Raw genomic sequence first — 22,622 nt, 5'->3', positions numbered from 1 at the left:
TTCGCATTGTTCAATTTTCAAGATGCTGTTTGCTCTCTCCGCTCAGTCTCCCTCGCGGGACAGCTTTAATATTATATCACTATCTCTCAGGTTTGTCAAGCCTTTTTTCAAATTTCTTTCAGAAATTTTTCTTTCGCTTGTCTCTCCTTGTCGGACAGTAAATACATTATAACATTACTTCCACGATTTGTCAAATCGAATTTTACCCAAAGAATCAGCTTCTTTTTGTACGAAATAACGAACTCCCTATAAGCTTTTCGTATTATGGATAATCCAGCCCGAAGCTGCTCTTAAACAGCCTCGGGCTGAAATGTACCTATTTATTTGACAAAAGCTCCTTATAGGTATCGATATACTCCTCGGCAGATGCCGACCAGCTGTGGTCGCATTCCATAGCACGCTGCATAAGTTCTTCCCATTCGGACTTGTCATTGTAGTCGTTCCACGCACGTTTCACGGCGTCAAGCATATCATTGGCGTTATACGTCTTAAATGTATAGCCGTTGCCGTTTTCACCGCCGTTATCACGGACAGAATCGCGTAGTCCGCCTGTTTCACGTACTACAGGGATAGCTCCGTAACGCATTGCTATCATCTGAGCAAGTCCGCAGGGCTCACTCTGAGACGGCATGAGGAACATATCCGAGCCTGCGTATATCCTGTGAGAAAGCTCAGGGATAAAGCCTATATTCACAGATACTCTCTCGGGATAGCGAGCAGCCATTTCCGTAAAGAAATCCTCATATATCTTCTCGCCGCTTCCGAGGACAGCAAACTTGATACCGTCATGTATCATCTCCTCAAAGACGCAGCGGATAAGGTCAATGCCCTTATGTCTTACAAATCGGGAAACTATACCTATTATAGGTTCGTCGCCCTTTGCAAGCCCAAGCTTCTCAATGAGAGCCTCCTTGCACTCGGCTTTTCCCGCAAGCTTCTTTGACGAGTAATTAGCCTCTATGTACTTATCCTTGTCGGGATCGTAAAGCTTCGTATCAATACCGTTCATGATACCGCGAAGCTTATACTGCTTTGTCACAAGTATCCTGTCAAGACCATGAGCATACCACGGATCAAGTATCTCCCACGCATAGCTCGGGCTTACCGTGGTTATCATGTCACAGGTCTCGATAGCACCTTTCATCATGTTCACATAGCCGTCGTACTCGATAAGTCCTGCGTTATACATGGGGATACCCATGAGTTCGCTGAGGACTTCCTTTCCGTACTTGCCCTGATATTCAATGTTATGGATAGTGTAAACTATCTTTATGCCGTCATAGCCCTGCTGATACTTGTAATAAACATTATAATATACAGGTATCAGGGCTGTCTGCCAGTCGTTGCAATTGATAATATCAGGTGTGAATTTGATATACTTGAGCATTTCGAGCACTGCCCTGTCAAAGAATACGAATCTCTCGCAGTCGTCATAGAAGCCGTAGAGACCGTCTCTTGAATAATAGTACTCGTTATCAATGAAGTAGTAGGTTATGCCGTCCTTGATAGTCATAAAAATGCCGCAGTACTGCTTGCGCCATGAGACATCAACAGTTATATTGGTAAGGAATACCATTTTCTCGCGCAGCTCTGCACTTATGGATTTGTAGAGAGGGATAACCACTCTGCAATCATGTTTCTTGGACTTTATCGCCTTGGGAAGCGAACCTGCTACATCTGCAAGACCGCCTGAGGCTGCAAAAGGTACAGCCTCGCTGGCAGCAAATAGTATTTTCATATTAGATCACCGCCGTCAGATCTTACCGCCTTTTCCAATATACAGCGGGTATGTTTCCGAGCCTGTAAGCACCTTGTCGTTGCTTATCTCAACATTCTTGTCGGTAATTACCGATGATATGCTGCAGCTCGTACCTACCTTTGTGCCCTGAAACAGAACACAATCCTTTACTACTGAGTCCTTGCCTACTCTTACGCCTCTGAAGAGGATAGAGTTTATAACTGTGCCCTCTACGATACAGCCGTCCGCAATAAGAGAATCCTTTATATTGGACTCAAGACCGTACTTAACAGGACCGTTGTCGCCTATCTTCGTAAGAACAGGCATTCCCTTTGTGAAAAGAGCATTTCTCTTTTCGGTGTCAAGCAGAAGTCTGCTTGAATTGTAATAGTTCTGGATACTGTCTATCCTTGTGAAGAAGCCGTCATGCTTATAGCCCATTATCTTGAACTCGTCCTTCTTTGCCTGCAATATCTCACGGGTGAAGCTGTACTGATTTCTGCTTGCAGCGTCAGCAACTATCTTCTTGAGGAAGTCCTTTGTGATAATGCACATTTCCAGCCAGAGGTTGCACTCTCCTGAGATCTGCGGATCGACCAGCGTATCCTTGAGTCTTCCGTCTTCGTCAAATTCAAGAACAGTAGCGCAGTTGTTCTTCTCGCAGTTATAATATCCTCTGCTGTAGATAAGCGTGATATCAGCTTCTGTTTCCTTGTGCTGCTTGAGCACAGGGTTGAAGTTTATCATAGTTACCACGTCGCAGTTTGACATGATAACATACTTGGCATTTGAATGTTCAACGTATCTCCATATATTATTGAGGGCGTCAAGTCTGCCCTTATAGATGCTGCTCGTATGGCTGTAAGGCGGAAGGAGATGAAGTCCGCCCTTTTTACGGGCAAGATCCCAGTCACGTCCTGATCCGAGGTGATCGAGGAGTGAACCGTAATTAGATTTCGTTATAACGCCTACTTCCGTAACTCCCGAATTAACAAAGCTTGATAACGGGAAGTCGATAAGGCGATAACGTCCCCCGAAAGGTATTGAACCCATTGTTCTCTGTTTTGTCAGCTCGCTGACATATGAATCATGCATACTTGCAAAGACAAGTCCCAAAACATTATAATTAACACTCATAGTACATTCCTCCGTCAGATATTTTCGCCGATTATCTGCTTCGGCTCAACGACCTTGTTTTCCGAAACAGTAACGTTATGTCCGACAACGGCAATGCCCCAGTCATCTCTGTTGTCTACAGATTCGGGACTTGAACCGATACGTGCGTGACTTTCAATAACGCTGTCGCTTCCGACAATGGCGTACTCAACAACAGCTCCCGATTTTATCACCGTACCGGGCATGATGATACTGTAGTTCACAGTAGCACCGGGCTCAATGGTAACGCCCGAGAAAAGTATAGAGAAATCGACTGTTCCGTCGATAGTGCTTCCCTCGGAGATCATGGAGTTCTCAATGCAGGCATTGTCACCCACATACTGAGGCGGATAGTTGTTGTTTCGTGAATATATCTTCCAGTTGGGATCATAAAGATCAAGAGGAACATTAGGACTGAGAAGGTCCATATTAGCCTCCCACAGCGAATCGAGAGTTCCTACGTCCTTCCAGTAGCCTTCAAACTCATATGCAAAGAGTCTCTGCTTGTCGCGGAGCATTGATGTAATGATATCCTTGCCGAAGTCCTTAGACCACGGCTCCCCCTTCTCACGCTTTGCGTTGGCTTCATTCTCGTTATCTATGAGGTACTTTTTCAGCTTTGCCCAGCTGAATACATAGATACCCATTGACGCGAGAGTAGACTTAGGCTCCTTTGGCTTCTCAACGAAGTCTGTTACCTGCTTCTGCTCGTCACATATCATGATACCGAAGCGCGAAGCTTCAGCTTTCGGAACGTCTATGACGGAGATAGTACAGTCGGCATTGTTCTCTACATGGAAATCCACCATTTTTGAGTAGTCCATTTTATAGATGTGGTCGCCGCCGAGAACTACAACATACTCGGGATCATAGCGCTCGATAAAGCGGATATTCTGATAGATCGCATTGGCAGTGCCCTCGTACCACGAAGCTCCTGCCTGTGTCTCATATGGCGGAAGCACATGGACTCCGCCGTTCATTTTGTCAAGGTCCCACGGCTGACCGTTGCCGATGTACTCGTTCAGTACAAGAGGCTGGTACTGTGTGAGAACGCCCACTGTATCTATACCTGAGTTGGTACAGTTCGAGAGAGGGAAATCAATAAGGCGATATTTGCCGCCGTATGGAACGGCAGGCTTTGCTACGTTTTTAGTCAGTGCATAAAGTCTGCTGCCCTGACCGCCTGCAAGGAGCATTGCAACGACTCTTTTTTTACTATACATTGTTCTATACCTCCGAGAATCATGTTGTATTTATTATTTTATTCAGTAGGCTTTTTCTTAGCCGATGTTTTCTTGGCAGTTGGAGCAGCTTTTTTCTTTGCAGCTGCCTTTTCAGCAGTTTTTACTGCACTCTCCTCCGTTTTCGGAGTTCTCTTCTTCACAGGTGCGAATTTGAGATAAATTACCGACAGCGGAGCAAGCGTCATGGATATGCTGTTGTCAAATCCGTGCATAGGCACCTTGTCCGATTTGAATGATTTCTCGGATATACCCGAGCCGCCAAATTCAACAGCGTCGGTGTTGAAGATAAGCTTATACCTGCCCTTCTGCGGAACGCCTATCCTGTAATCACGGCGCTCAACAGGGACGAAGTTGCACACAGCGATTATCTCCTCACCATTATCGTCGATACGTCTGAATGAGATGATACTCTGCTTGTAGTCGTCGTTTGATATCCAGCTGAAGCCGTTCCATGAGTCGTCATTCTGCCAGAGAGGAGCGTTTTCAATATAGAATTTGTTCAGCTTTTCAGAGAACTTCTGCAAATTCCTGTGCGAATCATATACCATAAGTCCCCAGTCGAGCTGTGACTTGTAATTCCATTCGTTCATCTGACCGAATTCCTGTCCCATAAAGAGCAGCTTCTTGCCCGGGTGAGCCATCATATACGCAAGAAATGCGCGGTATGAAGCAAACTTCTGTTCATACTCGCCCGGCATTTTATTTATCATGGAGCACTTTCCGTGAACTACCTCGTCATGTGAGATAGGCAGGATATAGTTCTCCGAGAATGCATAGAAGAATGAGAATGTGAGCTTATCGTGGTTGAACGCACGATATATGGGATCAAGGGACATATAGCTGAGCATATCGTTCATCCAGCCCATATTCCACTTGAAGTTGAAGCCCAGTCCGCCTATATCTGTCGGCTTTGTAACAAGAGGCCATGCCGTTGATTCCTCGGCTATCATAAGAGCGTCGGGGTGCTTGCTGAATACAGCTTCGTTGAGATGCTTGAGGAACTCTACAGCCTCAAGGTTCTCGTTGCCGCCGTAAATGTTGGCAGCCCACTCGCCGTCACGTCTGTCATAGTCGAGATAAAGCATTGAAGCTACCGCGTCTACTCTCAGACCGTCGATGTGGAACTCGTCAAACCAGTAATTAGCGCTGGAAATGAGGAAAGAGCATACTTCGGCCTTGCCGTAGTCAAACACTCTTGTGCCCCATGCCTTGTGCTCCTTTTTGCGGTCATCTGTGTACTCGTAGCAGCAGGTGCCGTCGAATTCATAGAGACCTGCCTCGTCCTTGGGGAAATGAGCAGGTACCCAGTCAAGGATAACGCCTATCCCGGCCTCATGGAAAAGGTCTATCATCTTTCGCATATCATCAGGAGTTCCATAGCGTGAGGTAGGCGCAAAATAGCCTGTTACCTGATATCCCCATGAACCGTCGTAGGGGTACTCCGTAAGGGGCATGAACTCCACATGAGTATACGACATTTTCTTTAGATACGGGATTATCTCCTTTGCAAATGTGACATAATCAAGGTAAACATCGTTGCCGTAGTTCTTCCACGAGCTGAGATGCACCTCGTAGATGTTCACAGGGCTTTTGTAGATGCTTTCGGTGTTTTTCTCCCTGAACCATTTATCATCGCTCCATTCAAAGCTGCTCTCAAATATCTTTGAAGCAGTTCCGGGGCGAGTCTCAAAATGAGCGGCATATGGATCAGCCTTATTGATGATCCTGCCGTCCTTTGTTTCAATGCTGAATTTATATGCGTCAAACTGACTGAGCTTTCCTATCTCAGTCTCCCAGATACCGTCAGAAATAAGCTTCATCGGGTTCTTGGTCCTATCCCATTTATTGAAGTCTCCGACAACAGATACGCTTACAGCATTAGGAGCCCAAACTCTAAAAATAAAAACCTTGCTCCGTCCCTTTTTTATAGAGTGAACGCCAAAAAATTTATATGCCTCGTAGTTTTTTCCCTGGTAAAAAAGGTACATCGGAAATTCGTTTGTATTATTGTTATTTTTGTTTACAGACATGATTCAGCCTCCTTTGCTATAATACATTTTATCAGAATCAGCAGAATTATTCAAGCTTTTTTATGAAATACGCTCAAATTTCATACGTTATGCTAATATTACCATGCCTTATTAGTGCAATTTGACGTATTGTTTCTCGGTTTTATTTGTAGACTCTTGTTAAAATGCACAGCAAATGTCACCAAATCAGCCGCTCAGTATGACATTTGAGTTAATATTTTGTTCACAAAGTTCATATCTTGTTATTATTATGACCTTCTGACTCTGACGCCGATAACCGTCACATCATCGGCGTGTATATTAGGATTGAAAACCTCGGATTTAGCGCATATTTCTTCGACTATATGACGCAGGTCATCGCCTCCTAGAAGGAGCTCTTTGATGAATGGAAAGGAGCTCTCCGATATGCCGTCTGAAAACATGATGACTATATCGCCCTCCTCGAATCCGCAGTCCCTGACGAACACCTCGGAGCTCTCGTAAATGCCTATGGGAAAAGTCGGCGAGGTTATTTTCAGTACGCTTCCGCGGTGACGGATAAGGGTAGCGGCGGCTCCCGATTTAATGACGGTCAGACCGCACTCGTCAAGGTCAATTCGAACTGCGTCAAGAGTCGCAAAGCTTTCGTCATGCGACTTGGTGACCATGACAGAGTTGATAAGTTTTATAGCCGAACCGAAGTCCACACCGCTTGTCACAAGGCGGCGGAAAAGTCCTACTACAAGCCTTGACTGCGCAGCCGCGTCCCTGCCTGTTCCCATGCCGTCGGAAAGGGTTACATACGCCGTTCCCTCTCCGTCACAGAATATCGCATGAGTGTCGCCGTTTTCCTTTGAGTCGTCCGCACATGAAGACGCCGCAGCCACCTCGATAGAGTAAGCAGGCTTTTCAAAAATGCGTATCCGTATCTCGTTTTCCGAGCGTATAGGCTCGGTGTGGTCAAGCTGCAAATGCAGCTCGTCTGCGATAAGGTCACATACCCGTGTACTGCTTTCGGGACAGCATTCTGCGTTGAAGTAGACTTCAGCCAGAAGCCTGTTTTTGCTGTTGTAATATGCGATGACATTCTTAGGCCCGATACCGAATTTTTCAAGCTTTTTTCTTATGCTTCGGCTGACGTTCTCTGAGTATCTCACATCTACTCTCTCCCCTGCCGAACGCACAAGCTCTTCGGTAATTTTCAGCTGTTCGTGAAGTATGCTCCTGCTCTCTGAAAAACGCATTTCCATAAGCCTTGCCGCAGCCTTTTCATGTGAGCTTTTTGCAAAGGCGTCAAGGAGCTCTCCTTTGTGAAGACAATCCGCAAGCTCCGCAGGAAAGCTCTCGGCGGCAAACTCTGTCATCTCCGAAAGCTTTGAAAAGCCGCGGTAGGTATTGCCTTTGTCGGATTTCCAGCAGAAGGGCTTGCGGTAGCACAATGAGCATACCCTCTCGCAGTTTTCTTCTATCTCTTTTTTTCTGTCGCCGCCTACAGACAGCATTTTAGAGATACGCTCGGACTCGGTGCGAAGTTCCTTTACTGTCTTTGAAAGAAAGTCCATTCTTGTTCCGATAATATCCGAAAGTGCTGTTTCTTCTACGCCTGTCCTTATCCATTTATCCGAAAAATGCTGTGCCAGAGGAATAAAAGCAATCGCGCCGCAGACAATATTCAGCATATTGTCAAAGCTGCTCATTGTAAGCCCCGTCAGAGCTGTCAGGACAAAGCTTATTGCTGTGAATCCCAATGCTGCGTTCTGAGGCTTCTGCCTGCGTAGAAAGCCTGTGAGCAATCCTGCGGCAGGCAGAAGAACTATATCCATTCCCACAGTCCTTGAAGCAAGAAATGCTCCGCAGACTGTCAGTGTGCCGCAGAGAACACCGCCTGACTGCTTATAGAAATAAGCTCCCCCGAGAGTGACAGCTGCCCCGAAAATTACGCCGATATTCAGTGCAGGCAGCTTGACTGCGCACAGTGCCGAAACAACGATTATATACACCACGGTACAGGATAATCCTCCCATACCAGACAGGTCGATGACTCGTCGGCGTTTCAGTCCCATTATCATAAGTGCCGCCGAGTATGCCGCAAAGCCTGCTACTGCTCCGTAAAAGGCATAAAACGGCAGCTTGTAAAGCAGCTCGCCTATAACTGCCGAGACTGCCGCTCCCGAAGCAAAAACGCTTACAAATGTGTTGATACCGCACAGCTTCGGATCGTTTTTCGGCTCAAGGAACATTTTTATCATCACGATAAGCGCCAGAGCCGATAGCTTCACAATATTATGTCCGACTGAACCGCTTAGTATACTTCTGACAAGACTTCCCGTAAAAACTGCGGCTGATGGAGAAAGTCCGACAGCTCCTGCCGCCGAAATATCAGCAAAGGACGCAATTCCAGCTATCTTGGCGTCCGACATGAAGAATCCCACGACAAATGAAACAGAAAAAGCTGCCGCAGTTTCTAAATATTTCCACGATGTTATCTTTTTTAAATTTATCATTTACGTCACCTCACAAAAATATACTATACCATGTGAAAGGTGCATTATCTGTCATTATTCGCCGCGAAAAAGCACAGTTTCGGGGATAATTTGCTGTAAAAAAGAAAAAGCTGTGCATTGCACAGCTTAATACCGTATTTTATTGGTTACCGCCCTTGATATAAACAGGCAGACCGCAGGTGACTCTTATTACATCGTCACTGTTCTTTGCTATGATACAGCCGCATTTTCCTGTTATCTCACGGCGCTTCCTCTCCGCTTTTTCAACAGGGATTATTCCGCAGCCTATCTCGTCCAGTATGATTATGGCGTCCTTGTTCTCAGCACACAGACGCTCAGTAAACTGCACACAGTCAACGCCGTGAGCAATAAGCCTTGCAATGAATCTGTGATAGCTCTTTATGCACTTAGCGCTGAACGCTTCTTCAAAATCACAGGTAGAACCGTTTGCGATATCTGAGCTCTCAAGGCCAAAATGTCTGCATACAAAATCCAGCTTTCCCTGATATGCTCCGCCTGTTACCATTATCATATCAAATACCTCCACGATGTATTGTTTCGTTTTTTCAGTTTATCAGTCAAGCAGTGCAGAGCCCTTCAAGGCTACGGGAACACTGTAAACACACTCGATGACATTATCTGCAAATGCAGTTATCCTGCGGCTTATCTCACCCATTTCCTTTATGTACTCCATAAGCTCGGGAGAGTAGCTTATGCCGTCTCTGCTTATGTCATTAGCTACGATGACAAGCTCCGAAGCCTTTGCGCCTATGAGCTCCAGACCTGAAACTATCTTATCAACGGTGCGGAGTATCCTGCCGTCAACAAACATTTCATTTGCGCAGAGCCTGCCTATCTCCTCAACGATAACAGCACTGCCGATAGGGATATCAGCATAGGCGATATCGCGGGGGCATTCTATAGTCACGTATTTCTTCTGAGTATGCATTTTCATGCGCTTGGCGATGACCTCCTGTGCGTAATCACCTACGGGATTTATCGTGGCGATATAGTATTTAGGACAGCTGAGCCTGTCTATCAGCTTCTCGGCATAGCCTGATTTTCCGCACTTTGTTCCGCCTGTCACAAGGGTTATCATACTCACTCAACACCTTTCAAAAGCCTCAGCTTTTCCTCTCAAAATCAAGAAATACGGGAGTCTCCGAAACCGCAATACTGATACCGTCAAATTCTTTTTCCTTTATGATAAGCTTTCCGCCGCTTTTCAGAGCAATTTGCTCACATTCAGCTTCGCCGCCGTCAAGCTCAGCAGATCCATATATCTTAAACGATACACCAAGCTTTTCGCAGAAGCTGCAAAGCTCAGGAACTTCGCCTACAGCAGCAATACAGCTTATACGTTTAATGCCGATACCGTCAAGAGCGGAAGTCACTGCGCTTTCGACAGCTTCGGCTGATGTATCGCTTTTACATCTCATACCGAGAACAACGTTCTTAGGCACAAGATTCACGGTTACATCAAAAGGCTTCACAGCCGTATTTGCGTCAATGCAGATACCTGTTCTGCAAACGCCGAACTCCGTGAGCTCCTCGGGCAGTCCGCTGTGCTTATAATTGCTGAAAAAGCCTATTTTCTCATCGTGCAGTACGGCTGACGATATTTCCTTTGCTGCCTTGCCGTCACATATTATGAGGTCGTTTGCCGCCACAAAACTCTCCAGTGAAAAGCCGCCTGCTTCGTCCTCGGACGTAGTTATAACAGCAGTGGAACCGAGTGAATCGGCAAGTATCTCCGCAATATGATTTGCACTGCCGATATGTCCCGAAAGGACAGGGATAACGAATCTGCCGCCGTCGTCCATGACTATTATTGCAGGATCATCGGGCTTTGTGCCAAGGTATGGAGCTGCCGCACGGACAGCTATCCCACAGGCGCACACGAAGATAAATACGTCGGAGCGCTCGAAAAGTCGTCCAACCATGCTGCCCATATTCCAGAAAACAGCTGCATTGTCATCGGTATGCTTGTGGAAGCAATAACGGCTTACCCTGTGCTCTGCACCGAGAGCCTCGGCAATGCGCACTGAAAGCTGCCTGCCGTTTTCAGTGACAGAAAAAACTGCTATATTCATCTTCTTTCAGCCTTTCTGATTACAGTTTATTTTTGAAGCTCTGCCGACAGAGCTATGAGCTGCTCCATGTCAAGCTGCTCGATGCGTGCTGCCTCGGGAAGTCCGAGACCTTTCAGAGCTGAATATGCTTTCTCTTTAGGTATACCCATAACAGAGGAAAGTGAATTGGCAAGAGTCTTGCGGCGCTGCGAAAAGCCTGCCTTGACGACCTTGAAGAAGAAGTGCTCGCTTTCCTCGTCAAGTCGGTGCTCGGTGTTAAGGTCTATCCTGATAACAGCCGAATCAACATTTGGTGCAGGCATAAAGCTGCCACGTGATACGTCAAAAAGCTTCTTTACCGTGCCGTAGTAGTTTACTCCCACAGTTATAGCACCAGAGTCGCGTGTGCCCACCTTTGCGCAAAGGCGCTGTGCGGCTTCTTTCTGTACCATGACAGTTATGGACTCGATAGGCAGTCTATTTTCCAATAACATCATGATAATGGGAGATGTGATGTAGTAGGGCAGATTCGCACATACTGCCACCCGAAGTCCGCCGAACTCCTCAGCTATGAGCTTATGGAGGTCGCACTTCATCACGTCCTCATTAATTATCTTTACGTTGTCGAACTCCTCCAGCGTCTCTGCCAGTATGGGCAGAAGCCGCGAGTCGATCTCCACAGCCGTTACCTTGTCCGCACGCTTTGCAAGCTCAGCTGTAAGGACTCCGATACCCGTACCAATTTCAAGTACGCCGAAGCCCTCCTTTGCGTTGCCGTTTTCAGCTATCTTAGGGCATATATCGGGATTGATAATGAAGTTCTGTCCCAGTCCCTTTGAGAAGCTGAAGCCGTGACGCCCAAGTATATCCTTGACTGTGCCGATATTAGTCAGATTCATTTATTTCTCCTTAGACCTTGTGACGTTCTTTTTCGGAAAACTCCTTCTGCTTTGCGTTGTTGAGCTTTTCCAGAGTGTTCACAAGGTAATCAGCCGAGCGGTAGGCTCTCTGAAAATCCATATCCTTGAAGTGTACCTGCAAATCTACAAATTCGCCGTCTATAATGATATCCATTTCACCGATCTGACGTCCGACGTACTTCTGAGAAGCGTACTTTATGTACTCGTCGATCTCGCGTCTGTCCATTTCTCCGCCAATAACATTGATCTTCATATTAAGCCTCCGTTTCAGTTATTATTATTTTTCAAACAAAAATATTTTTTAGTTGAGAGTTTAGAGTTATTGTATCGCCTGCGTCGATATTATTTAAATAACATGAGCGAACACATTAGCTCTCAACTCTTCACTCTCAACTCTAAACTATTGCTTCCAGCAATGCTTCTGCGCATTTCATGCCGTCAACTGCCGCGGAAACTATTCCGCCTGCATAGCCTGCACCCTCGCCGCAGGGATAAAGCCCTTTCAGGCTGAGAGACTGCATATCCTCTCCCCTGTTTATGCGCACAGGAGAGCTGCTCCTGCTCTCTATTCCTGTCAGCAGCGTGTCGCCGTCGTCAACCCCCTGTATCTTCTTTCCCATTTCTGTTATTCCCATTCTCAGGGATTCGCAGACATAATCGGGAAGATACTCCTCGGGAGCTGCGAACTTCACATCGGGACGGTATGATGGCTTGACTCTGCCAAGCTTTTCACTGACACGTCCCTTCATGAAATCACGAAGAACTGCCGCAGGTGCATGATAATCGCTGCCGCCGGCTCTGAACGCTTTTTCCTCAAGGTCACGCTGAAACCACATACCAGCCAGTGGGTGGTCGCTGCCATAGTCCTCGGGACCTACATTCACAAGGAGAGCGCTGTTGGAGTTCTCCGCGTCACGGGCAAAACAGCTCATGCCGTTGACAGCAAGCCTGCCCTCCTCGGAAGAAGCCGCCACAACATATCCCCCCGGGCACATACAGAATGTGTAGAGAGTGCGCCCGTTGGGAAGATGTACAGCCAGCTTGTAATCAGCTGCTTTCAGCGCCTTATGACCTGCAAAAGCGCCGTACATCGCTTTATCGATATCAGTTCGCAGATGTTCCGCACGGACTCCCACAGAAAAGCTTTTCTGCGACAGGTCTATCTTCTCATTGTAGAGAAGCTCGAAAACGTCCCTTGCACTGTGTCCTGTAGCAAGTATGACGCTTTTTGTGTCAATAGTGCAGATTTCCCCGCCTTTTTTGTATTTAGCTGCGGATATCGAACCGTTTTCAGCTTCAAAGCCGCAGAATTTAGCATTGAATATTACCTCTCCGCCAAAAGATATGACTTTCTCACGAAGCGCCTTGACAGCTCCGCGAAGCTTGTCCGTGCCGATATGGGGCTTTGCAAGGTAAAGTATCTCATCGGGAGCTCCGAACTCCACCAGACGTTCCAGTATCCAGCCTATGCGCTTGTCCTTTATACCTGTTGTAAGCTTGCCGTCGGAAAATGTACCTGCTCCGCCCTCGCCGAACTGCACATTGCACTCGGTATCAAGCTTTCCGCCTGACTGAAATTCCTCAACTGCCTTTACACGGGAGTCCACATCGCAGCCTCTTTCAAGGACTATGGGCTTTGCTCCTGCCATTGCAAGAACAAGCGCCGCAAACATTCCCGCAGGTCCGAAGCCTACGATAACAGGACGATAAGCCGCATTTTTCACAGTTGGGATACTATACTCGGGCTTTTTGTATTTTACCGCATTTTTCAGCGTTTTAAGAAGCTTTTCCTCGCCTTTCGCCTCGATATCAAGAGATATAAGGAAGTGAACGTCGCTCTTTTTTCTCGCGTCCACTGACTTCTTTGCAAGGCTTACGCTGATAAGCCTGCTTCGTTCGAGTCTAAGCTTCTTGGCGCATATATCTTCAAGCCTTGAAAAGTCTGTATCAAGGGATACCCTGATACCGCCGACTCTTATCATAAAAGCGCTCCTCTCAGAGAATTTGCACAGCATCTGCCAGCCATGATACCCGATGACCAAGCCCACTGGAGATTGTATCCGCCGCAGTCGCCGTCAACGTCAAGTATCTCGCCGCAGAGGAATATGCCCTTTGCTCCTCTCAGCTGGAGCTGCTCGTCAACGCAGTCACCGCTTATGCCGCCTGATGTGACCTGTGCTTCTTTCCACGGTGCACTGCCGAGAACTTCAAAATCCAGATTCTTTATGAGCTGTGCTATTGTACGCAGGTCGGCTTCCTTTAAAGCTGAAATTGACTCGGTAAGCGGCTTTCCAAGAGCGCGTTTTGTCAGATAAAACGCAAGATTGCGGACGAAAAGTCCTGTGAGAAGCTCCTCTAAGGTACAGCTGCTGCGCTGATACTGTATGATACGGAGATAGCCCACAAGCTGTTCCATATCCATATCCGAGGCAAGGTCAAGACGAAGCGTCAGTTTGCCGTCGTACTGTGATATAAGATGAGCCATATTGAAAACACAGATACCCGACAGAGAGCTCTCCGTAAACTGTATCTCGCCTGTTTCTTCTTTTAGTATCCTGCCTGCGGAAAGAGCCGTGACTTTGCCCTTGGCACGAACTCCCTTTAGTCCCTTGAGAAGCTCGGGACGTACACGCAAAGGCGCTACAGCAGGGCATATCTTTGTGGTGTGACAGCCGTTGCTGCGGAGAAGTCTTATTACGCTGCCGTCAGTTCCGAACTGAGGTGCTGCATAGCCGCCTGCTGCAACGATAACGCGCTTGCAGGGGTACTTCTCGCCCTTTTCCGAGGATATTCTGAAGCAGTCGGGAGTACTCTCGATAAAGTTGGCTTCAAAGCCGCAGCGCTCGATTATGCCGAGCTCCTTTGCACGAAGACGCAGAGCATTCAGCACTGTAGCCGCACTGTTGCTGCGCGGATATATCCTGCCCTTTGAATCAGCAGAGCACACAACGCCGATACTTCCGAAGAATTCCTTGGCTGTGGGAGTACCGTTGATTATGCGCATCACATTCTTCACGCTGCCGTGATAATGATGTGAGCCCATATCCATGTTGCTGAGATTGCATCTGCCGTTGCCTGTAGCAAGAAGCTTCTTGCCTACGCGGTCAAGCTTTTCAAGAATGACTACCCTTGCCTTTGGCATGACGTTTTTTGCTTCGATAGCAGCTGCAAGTCCCGACGCGCCGCCCCCTATAACGGCGATATCTGTGATTTTACTCATATTTTCACCCCTTTGGTCTGATATCCATAATGACTACCTCGGGACGGTTGTTGAAACGCACAGGCGCAGGATAAACTCCTATGCCCGAAGTTATGAACATCGTTCCGCCCTCATAGTCAAAGAATCCTTTGTCATATATCTTCTGCTCCTTGTGAAGAAGCTTGGGAAGCCATGTTTTGTTTTCCGAACAGTACAGCGGGCCTGCTCCGAACGGGAGCTGTGCCATTTCTCCGTGAGTATCTCCGCACAGGGTAAGGTCTGCGCCGAAATCCGCAAACTTATCATAATTCGGGATATGCGCAAGGAGAACATTATAACAGCTGTCATCAAGAGAAAAAGCTGTATTCAGGTCAAATGTAGGACTGTAATATACGTTGTCTATGCCCATTATATGGATTCTGTTTCCCTTTACGTCAATAGTCTCCTCATCATAGCTGAGAACGTGGGCTCCGACCTTTTTCAGCTCCGCGACATAACGCTCATCGGTGTCATGCTCGCCTGTTACGCAGTAAACCGGATAGCCTGCGGAGACTAAATCTGCGGTAAGGTCAATGGGCTTCTGTATCAGCTCCCAGTCGCTCTTTCGCGTGTACATATCGCCGAGGATAAATACGATATCAGGAGAAGCGTCCTTTATTTTCTCAACTATTTTGCTGTTCTTTATACCGTGCTTCGTAGCGTGCTGGTCGCTTATAACGGCGAAACGCACCTTACTGCTCACCTTTGGCGAGGTAATGGAAGTCTTGTTGGTATTCAGCGTATAGTTGCCAAACAGCCACACTATGAAAATCAGTATCCACAGCCATAAATGTGATTTTTTCTTCGGCTTGTCAGTTTCTGTCTTTTTTGTCGGAGCTTTTTTCTGCTTGTTTTCAGCCATTAAACCTTATCCTTTACGTGAATATCCAGCTGTGGGAATGGTATCACGATACCGTTCTCATCAAAGGCAGCTTTTACTGCCTCGGTCATATTATAGCGCTCTGTCAGGTAATCAGCATTGTTTACCCAGACAAGAACATCAATGGAAATTGAACTGCTATTATGTGCGCTCATGCGTACTATCGGCTCGGGAGTCTTTAGTATAAGCTTCTCATTCGAGATTATTTCAAGTATCACATCACGGGCTTTGCCGAAATCAGTGCTGTAGCTGATATCGAAAGTAAGGTCGATACGCCTTGTGGGAGTCTCTGTGTAATTGACTATCTTAGCGTCTGTTACCTTGCCGTTTGGGATAAATACTGTCTTGTTGTCAAATGTCACTATCTTAGTATAGAATATACCGATATCACGGACTGTTCCCACAGAGTCATCAAGCTCTATGATATCTCCCGTAGTAAATGGCTTAGTGAAGAGTATGATAAATCCGCCGCTGAGGTTGGAAAGACAGCTTTGCAGTGCCAAGCTGATAGCAAGTCCTGCCGCACCAAGTATGGTGATTATCGACGACATAGGCACATTCAGCACCGAAAGTGCCATGATTATGACTGCGATATAGAGAATTATCTTTATCAGCGACACAAGAAAGCTCTTAGCCGCACCGTTTACATTGGACTTTGAAACCGCCTTGCCGACTATCTTTGCAATGAGCTTTGAGATAAGTATGCCAACTATCAGTATAACAAGAGCAATTATCACCGTCGGGAGCGCTTTCTGTATATAGCCAAGTCCGTCATTGAGAATGCCCGAGGTCTTTTCCACGGATTCCTGTATGCTTCCCATGACCTCATTTGTGGTATCGGCGGAAGCCTCCTCTGTAACTATATCCGAAACCTCTTCGGTAAGGCTGTAAAAAGATGTCAAAATATCATCATCTCCAGAAAAAATGATTAATCATAATTAATTATAACATAAGATATCAAAAATAGCAAGAAATGAAAAGAAAATTTACAATAAATCTTTACTTTAAAACAAAAACTGCACTGAGACAGGATATCTCAGTGCAGTTATCATCAATTATTCGGTTACAGCGTTCTTTTCTCTCTGCATTCTGTTGAACTCCTCGGGAGTTATGAATGTAGGTACCATTTCATGGAGAGCTGATATAGCGACCTCTTCATCATTGAGCTGTGCGGCGTCACGAAGCTTTTTAAGACGCGAAGCGAAGTGGTCCTCATCTATATCTATCTGCTTGCCGATGAAAATGAGCTTGTTTGAGGTCTTTTGCAGTCCCTCCTCGTCCATAAGAAGCTCTTCCTTTATCTTCTCACCCGGACGAAGTCCTGTGAATACGATAGGTACATCTTTATATGGCACCTTGCCGTACATTCTGATAAGGTTCTCGGCAAGAGTAACTATCTTGACAGGCTGTCCCATATCAAGAACGAATATCTCACCGCCGTGAGCAATGGCAGCTGCCTCCATAACAAGGCTTACAGCCTCGGGGATAGTCATAAAGTAGCGGATAATATCCTCATGGGTAACAGTTACAGGCTTGCCCTGCTCTATCTGCTTCTTAAAGAGCGGTATAACAGAGCCGTTTGAGCCGAGTACGTTTCCGAAACGTGTGGTAACGAACTCGGTTCTGCCTTCATGCTGCTGAGAAAGGTACTGAACTATCATCTCGCAGCAGCGCTTTGAAGCGCCCATTGCGTTGGTGGGGTTTACTGCTTTATCGGTGGAAATCATAACGAACTTCTTTACATCATGGAACTGTGCAAGTGAAGCAACGTTAAATGTACCAATAACGTTGTTCTTGATAGCCTCCATAGGAGAAGCCTCCATAAGCGGCACGTGCTTGTGTGCAGCTGCATGGAATACTATCTCAGGCTTGTACTTCTCGAATATCTGGTTCATGCGGTAATAATCGCGAACAGAAGCGATAAGGGTTACAAGGTGGAGGTTCTCGCCGTACTCCATTACAAGCTCCTGCTGTATCTCGTAGGCGTTATTCTCGTAGATATCAACGATTATTACCTGCTTAGGGTTATATTTGCAGATCTGGCGAACAAGCTCCGAGCCGATACTTCCGCCGCCGCCTGTTACCATACATCTTTTGCCGCTGACGAAGTTTCTTATGTCCTTGTTGTCAAACTTGATAGGATCGCGTCCGAGGAGCTCCTCGACCTTGATATCGTGTACCTGACCGAGCAGAGTTGCCGAATCATCAAGTATAAGAGTACCGATAAACGGAACAATTTTAAGGGGCAGCTTTGTCTCGTTACAGATATCTATAACAGCCTTGCGCTCGTCCGAAGTAAGTGACGGTATAGCAAGAATGAGCTGCTCTATCTCAAACTCCTTAGCGTACTTAACTATCTCATCTTCTCTGCCTACGACCTTGACGCCCATTATCTCCTTACCAACCTTATGGCAATCGTTGTCGATAATGCACACAGGGTTGAACTGAGCAGAATATTTATCGTCAGTGTAAGGCGACTTCTGAGCGTTGAATATCTCCTTGAGAAGCATTTCACAGGCTACGCCGCCGCCTATTATCATAGTTCTCTTTGCACACTCGCAGTAATAATTTTCCAAACTCACAATAAACCTCCCTAATTCCGCTTTCCAACGGATACCACAAAAATCATTCCTGAAAATCACATATATATTTTTTTACAGCAGACAGACACTCTTCGAGACTGCCGTTGTTTGAAAAACGTTTTGTAACTCCTGCCTCTCTGAGCTTTTCATCGGAAAAGTCCTCATTGTCAGCAAGGAAACGCCTGCACAGCTCCGCATATTTTGGAGCCGACTGCCTTTTTTCTCTTTCCACAGCCCTGAGGAATCTTATATCGTCGTCTACTTCGATATAGACAGGGATAAGCACCTCATCACCGAGATATTCCTTTATTTTCAGATAAGACTCCAGCGTACCGATACCGATCCGGTCCCCCCTGTCGGTGCTGATACTGTCCTTTGCGGTAAAATAAGACCATTTGCCGCATTTTGTATCATATGTACGCCATTCTATTACCTCGCCGCTGTCCCTCATGGCATTGAAACGCTCATCATCAACGAAATGATACTCAACGCCCTCGCGCTCGCCTGCACGAATGGGACGGGTAGTGTAGAGAACAATGGGGATAAGCTCTGAATCTTCGAGGATACGGCTGTAAACGGTATCCTTTCCCGATGAACTCTTGCCCATAAGATAAAAAATATGGTTCATACCATAACTCCTGTTAATAAAGTAAGCACAGATAATCCATACGAATTTAATTATATCACAACGAAACAAATAAATCAAGTGCACAAATTGCTGAAATATGACATTTCGTGCATATTTTGCGGAAATAGTCTAAATAGCCGAAATATTTTAAGTAAAGACTATGAATATGAGCAAAATGCCGTTTTATAGGGACAAATTGTAAATTTTCTATTGCTGCGCTTTACAACTAATATAAAAAGTATTAAAGTATATAGTGGAAAAATTGCAGAAAACGGAGGTTTAAAGCATGAAAAAGAAAAAAATAACTGCTTGCAGAGCTGTTTCGGCTCTTGCTGCTGTGGTTGTTGCGGCAGGCGCTGTATGCCCCGCAGGAATGCAGTTCGCTCCCCTCAATGCGAATGCAGGTCAGCAGCTCGGTCAGACAGACTTTGAAAACGGAGTAGGACTCCCGTGGCACATTGTAGAGTCCGCCCCCGGTGAAATGGACTTCAAGATCGAAAAGGGCGCTTACACCGTGACTATCGTAAATCCGGGCGGAGCTTCGCGAGGCGGCGAGGACCGCTGGGACTGTCAGTTCAGACACAGAGGACTGAAGATAGTTTCGGGACACAAGTACAAGGTATCCTATGAGATAACCCCCTCGGAGAGCGGAAAGTACTACACCAAGATAGGCAACTTAGACGGCGACGTAGAGATCTGGCACAATATGATGGCTGACGGCGGCCCCGACTTCAACAGCACATGGGACTGCATACAGATAGGCAAAAACGAGACTAAAAAGGTAGACCTTACATTTACAGCAGACAAGTCCCTTGATGTTGCGGAATGGGCGTTCCACCTCGGCGGCGACGGTCAGTACACCAACGGTGACTGCTTCCCTGCCGGCACAGAGATAAAATTCGACAATATGTCCCTCATCGACCTCTCAGGCGACGAGAACGACTACCCTTCGGCTGAGGTCTGGGAGCGTGCAGGCATTCTCACCAACCAGGTCTGCTACTTCCCAAAAAGAGCCAAAAAAGCTACTCTCCTAAGCGACTCCTCAAAGCCTGTTGACTTCGAGGTAATTGACGAGTCAGGCAAGACCGTATACGAAGGCAAGAGCACTCCCTTTGGTCACGACAAGGACTCAGATGACGAAGTACATATCATCGACTTCACCGACCTTGACAAGGAAGGTACATACCATATCGAAGCAGAGGACGGCTCCGAAAGCCGCGACTTCGAGATATGCGGCTCGGAGACTTATTCCAGCCTGCTTTATGATTCCCTCAACTACTTCTACCAGAACAGAAGCGGTATCGAAATAGAGAGCGATTTCATCTCCTCAGGCGAGGCTTCCGAGCTTGCCCGTGCAGCAGGTCACCCCAAGGATATGGCTGAGATAGAGCAGACATGGGGCTACAGCGGCAGCAGCGGCTCTATAGACGTTACAGGCGGCTGGTATGACGCAGGCGACCACGGTAAGTATGTTGTAAACGGCGGCTTCTCCCTCTGGCTCATGCAGAACCAATATGAAACAGCTCTCAAATACGGCTTTGAGGACGCTTACGGCGACGGAACAATGCTTCTTCCCGAAAACACAAACGGCACTCCCGACCTTCTCGACGAAGCCCGCTGGGAAATGGAATGGATGCTGAAAATGATAGTCGAAAGCGGCGAATACAAGGGCATGGCTTACCACAAGGCTCACGACGAGAAGTGGACTGCTCTCGGAATCGCGCCTGCCGACGACGATATGAAGCGTATCGTCAAGCCTCCGACGACTGCAGCAACTCTTAATCTGGCAGCCTGCGGAGCTCAGGCAGCAAGACTGTGGAAAGACTACGACAGCGATTTCGCCGAGCAGTGTCTCACAGCTGCAAAAAATGCATTTGCGGCTGCAAAGAAGCACCCCGAGATGTACGCTCCGCTTGATGAATCCATAGGCGGCGGTGCATACGGCGACACAGACGTTGAAGACGAATTCTGCTGGGCTGCTCTGGAGCTTTTCATCACCACAGGTGACGAGGACTACTACGACGAGGCTACAGAGAACAAGTTCTTCCTCGATGTCCCCCAGACTTTAGGCGGCGGCGAAAGCGTTGATACTGTCGGCAGCTTCGATTGGGGCAATACAGGCGGTCTTGCTACTCTCAGTGCGGCACTCAACACCGATAAATTTGACAAGGGCGACGCTGAGATAATCCAGGAGGCTATCGTTTCCGCAGCTGATAACTTCATTTCACTTGAAGAGAATCAGGGCTACGGAGTCCCCTACGGCCAGAGCAAGCTCAGCTACAACGACAGCGACGAGGGCTATATCTGGGGCTCTAACTCATTCGTGACCGATAATGCTATCGTTATAGCTTACGCTTATCTGCTCACAAAGGACGAGAGCTACCTTGACGGAGCTATCGGCGGTATGGACTATATCCTCGGCAGAAACGCTATGGACTACTCCTATGTTACAGGCTACGGCACTCACGCTATTGAATATCCTCACCACCGCTACTGGGCAAGACAGATAGACGAGACTTTCCCCAAGGCGCCAAACGGCGTAATGTGCGGCGGTCCGAACTCCGGTATGCAGGATCCGTGGGTACAGGGCTCAGGCTGGAAAAAGGGCAAGATACCGCCTCAGAAATGCTATCTTGACAACATCGAGGCATGGTCTGTAAACGAATGTACTATCAACTGGAACGCTTCACTTGCATGGCTGGCAGGCTTTACAGCTCAGGAGGCTACAGACGAGGGAATCGTCGTTACTCCACACACAAACGGCAAAAAGTCCGACAAGGAAGAAGCGACAACTACAAAATCCAAGAAAACCAAGACCGAGAAAACAACTGCCAAGACTACAAAAGCGAAAAAGACCGACGATGAAAAGGACGACGACAAGAACAGCGGCGGACTCCTCAAGGTAGGTCTTATAGCAGGTGCGGCAGTTATCGCGCTTATCTCGCTGGAGCTTTTCATCTATAAAATGGCTAAGCTCAAGAAAAACGATAAATAAATGAAAAAAGGACGCATTAGGCTGCTCCCCTTAACGGAAAAAGCGGGCTACCGAGCCGTAAAGTAACGGCTCATATTTGGTAACCTGCGATTCCGCCAAAGGGGGCTCCCCTTTGCGTCCTTTTTTATTATTTGCAGACAGCGGCGTCCCCTACATTTTACAGTGCCATCACATATATCTGACATGGGTTCGCTTCGTCCCATAAATCGGGAAATACCTCGAATTCCTTGAATCCGCAGCCTATATAGAACATATTTGTTCTGTCATAATCTTCATACACTCCCATTTTTACAGTTTTTACCTGCATAAATGAATATCCTAAGAATTTAGCGGCTTCTTTTGCTTTTTCAACAAGTTCCCTGCCGATACCTCCGCGGTGATAGGGCTTCAGAACGCCCATAACCGCAAGCTCTACCGTAGCATTGCCCGTTTCTTTAAGGCACAGAAAACCTACATATTCTCCCTTTTCCTCGGCTGCAAAGAATATCCTGTCAGCGCTTTCGGCGATATACTGCTCTCTTGACTCGTCCACCTCGAACCATTCCGTCAGAGCTTCAAGTATTTTGCGTGATATGGCTCTTTTCTCGTTTTTATCGTGTATCTGTACTATCATGATTGTTCCTTTCGTGTGAAGTTTTATTGCAATTTCTGTTATTA

18 protein-coding genes are annotated in these 22,622 nt (G+C 46.9%); 1 reads left to right on the top strand and 17 read right to left on the bottom strand.

What is annotated here, in order from left to right:
• Positions 1 to 316: 316 nt before the first annotated feature.
• The 16 genes from glgA to T497_RS0106090 all read right to left on the bottom strand — a co-directional run bounded on the left by glgA (position 317) and on the right by T497_RS0106090 (position 18,970).
• Entirely contained in the window at positions 317 to 1,738 is a 1,422-nt protein-coding gene (gene glgA / locus T497_RS0106165; RefSeq protein ID WP_028514860.1) for a glycogen synthase GlgA, read from the bottom strand.
• 15 nt (positions 1,739 to 1,753) lie between these two features.
• Entirely contained in the window at positions 1,754 to 2,875 is a 1,122-nt protein-coding gene (glgD, locus tag T497_RS0106160) for a glucose-1-phosphate adenylyltransferase subunit GlgD (RefSeq protein WP_028514859.1), read from the bottom strand.
• A 14-nt stretch (positions 2,876 to 2,889) separates the two neighbouring features.
• Positions 2,890 to 4,116 (bottom strand): glucose-1-phosphate adenylyltransferase, encoded by a 1,227-nt coding sequence (locus T497_RS0106155; RefSeq protein WP_028514858.1) that lies wholly within the window; start codon positions 4,114 to 4,116, stop codon positions 2,890 to 2,892.
• Positions 4,117 to 4,154: 38 nt separating this feature from the next.
• Entirely contained in the window at positions 4,155 to 6,167 is a 2,013-nt protein-coding gene (glgB, locus tag T497_RS16055; RefSeq protein WP_037324533.1) for a 1,4-alpha-glucan branching protein GlgB, read from the bottom strand.
• A gap of 248 nt (positions 6,168 to 6,415) precedes the next feature.
• Positions 6,416 to 8,650, bottom strand: coding sequence for a SpoIIE family protein phosphatase (locus tag T497_RS0106145; RefSeq protein ID WP_028514857.1), 2,235 nt, complete (start codon positions 8,648 to 8,650; stop codon positions 6,416 to 6,418).
• Between the two features lie 139 nt (positions 8,651 to 8,789).
• Positions 8,790 to 9,182: a bifunctional adenosylcobinamide kinase/adenosylcobinamide-phosphate guanylyltransferase gene (locus T497_RS0106140; protein WP_028514856.1), complete on the bottom strand. Its 393-nt coding sequence runs from the start codon at positions 9,180 to 9,182 to the stop codon at positions 8,790 to 8,792.
• A gap of 42 nt (positions 9,183 to 9,224) precedes the next feature.
• Positions 9,225 to 9,749: a bifunctional adenosylcobinamide kinase/adenosylcobinamide-phosphate guanylyltransferase gene (locus tag T497_RS0106135; RefSeq protein WP_028514855.1), complete on the bottom strand. Its 525-nt coding sequence runs from the start codon at positions 9,747 to 9,749 to the stop codon at positions 9,225 to 9,227.
• A 25-nt stretch (positions 9,750 to 9,774) separates the two neighbouring features.
• A complete protein-coding gene (locus T497_RS0106130; protein ID WP_028514854.1) occupies positions 9,775 to 10,743 on the bottom strand; it encodes a cobalamin biosynthesis protein in 969 nt (322 codons plus the stop codon).
• A 26-nt stretch (positions 10,744 to 10,769) separates the two neighbouring features.
• The gene (gene rsmA, locus T497_RS0106125) at positions 10,770 to 11,621 is read right to left on the bottom strand and encodes a 16S rRNA (adenine(1518)-N(6)/adenine(1519)-N(6))-dimethyltransferase RsmA (protein WP_028514853.1); all 852 of its coding nucleotides are present in this window, start codon (positions 11,619 to 11,621) and stop codon (positions 10,770 to 10,772) included.
• 10 nt (positions 11,622 to 11,631) lie between these two features.
• Complete coding sequence (locus T497_RS0106120; protein WP_028514852.1) at positions 11,632 to 11,895, bottom strand: hypothetical protein; 264 nt, start codon at positions 11,893 to 11,895, stop codon at positions 11,632 to 11,634.
• 142 nt (positions 11,896 to 12,037) lie between these two features.
• Positions 12,038 to 13,624, bottom strand: a complete 1,587-nt coding sequence (locus T497_RS0106115) for an NAD(P)/FAD-dependent oxidoreductase (RefSeq protein WP_028514851.1) — start codon at positions 13,622 to 13,624, stop codon at positions 12,038 to 12,040.
• Entirely contained in the window at positions 13,621 to 14,862 is a 1,242-nt protein-coding gene (locus T497_RS0106110) for an aminoacetone oxidase family FAD-binding enzyme (protein WP_037324529.1), read from the bottom strand. Before T497_RS0106110 ends, T497_RS0106115 begins: the two co-directional genes overlap by 4 nt.
• A gap of 4 nt (positions 14,863 to 14,866) precedes the next feature.
• The gene (locus tag T497_RS0106105) at positions 14,867 to 15,742 is read right to left on the bottom strand and encodes a metallophosphoesterase (RefSeq protein ID WP_028514849.1); all 876 of its coding nucleotides are present in this window, start codon (positions 15,740 to 15,742) and stop codon (positions 14,867 to 14,869) included.
• Positions 15,742 to 16,662, bottom strand: a complete 921-nt coding sequence (locus tag T497_RS0106100; RefSeq protein ID WP_242839980.1) for a mechanosensitive ion channel family protein — start codon at positions 16,660 to 16,662, stop codon at positions 15,742 to 15,744. The genes T497_RS0106105 and T497_RS0106100 overlap by 1 nt, the downstream gene beginning before the upstream one ends.
• A 153-nt stretch (positions 16,663 to 16,815) precedes the next feature.
• Entirely contained in the window at positions 16,816 to 18,342 is a 1,527-nt protein-coding gene (locus T497_RS16050) for a polysaccharide biosynthesis protein (protein ID WP_037324527.1), read from the bottom strand.
• 43 nt (positions 18,343 to 18,385) lie between these two features.
• Positions 18,386 to 18,970, bottom strand: a complete 585-nt coding sequence (locus T497_RS0106090; protein WP_028514847.1) for a guanylate kinase — start codon at positions 18,968 to 18,970, stop codon at positions 18,386 to 18,388.
• A gap of 286 nt (positions 18,971 to 19,256) precedes the next feature.
• Between T497_RS0106090 and T497_RS0106085 the strand changes: the two genes are divergently transcribed.
• Positions 19,257 to 21,965: a glycoside hydrolase family 9 protein gene (locus T497_RS0106085; RefSeq protein ID WP_028514846.1), complete on the top strand. Its 2,709-nt coding sequence runs from the start codon at positions 19,257 to 19,259 to the stop codon at positions 21,963 to 21,965.
• 157 nt (positions 21,966 to 22,122) lie between these two features.
• On the opposite strand, the gene T497_RS0106080 is transcribed toward T497_RS0106085, so the two are convergent.
• Positions 22,123 to 22,578 carry a GNAT family N-acetyltransferase gene (locus T497_RS0106080; protein WP_080693311.1) on the bottom strand — a complete coding sequence of 152 codons (456 nt, stop codon included), beginning with the start codon at positions 22,576 to 22,578 and terminating at the stop codon, positions 22,123 to 22,125.
• Positions 22,579 to 22,622 lie beyond the last annotated feature (44 nt).

Origin of the sequence: Ruminococcus flavefaciens MA2007 (assembly GCF_000621845.1) — a bacterium.
Taxonomy (GTDB): Bacteria; Bacillota; Clostridia; order Oscillospirales; family Ruminococcaceae; genus Ruminococcus; species Ruminococcus flavefaciens_E.
The sequence above is the reverse complement of the archived record's forward strand: the minus strand, read 5'-3'. Positions and strand labels throughout refer to the sequence as shown.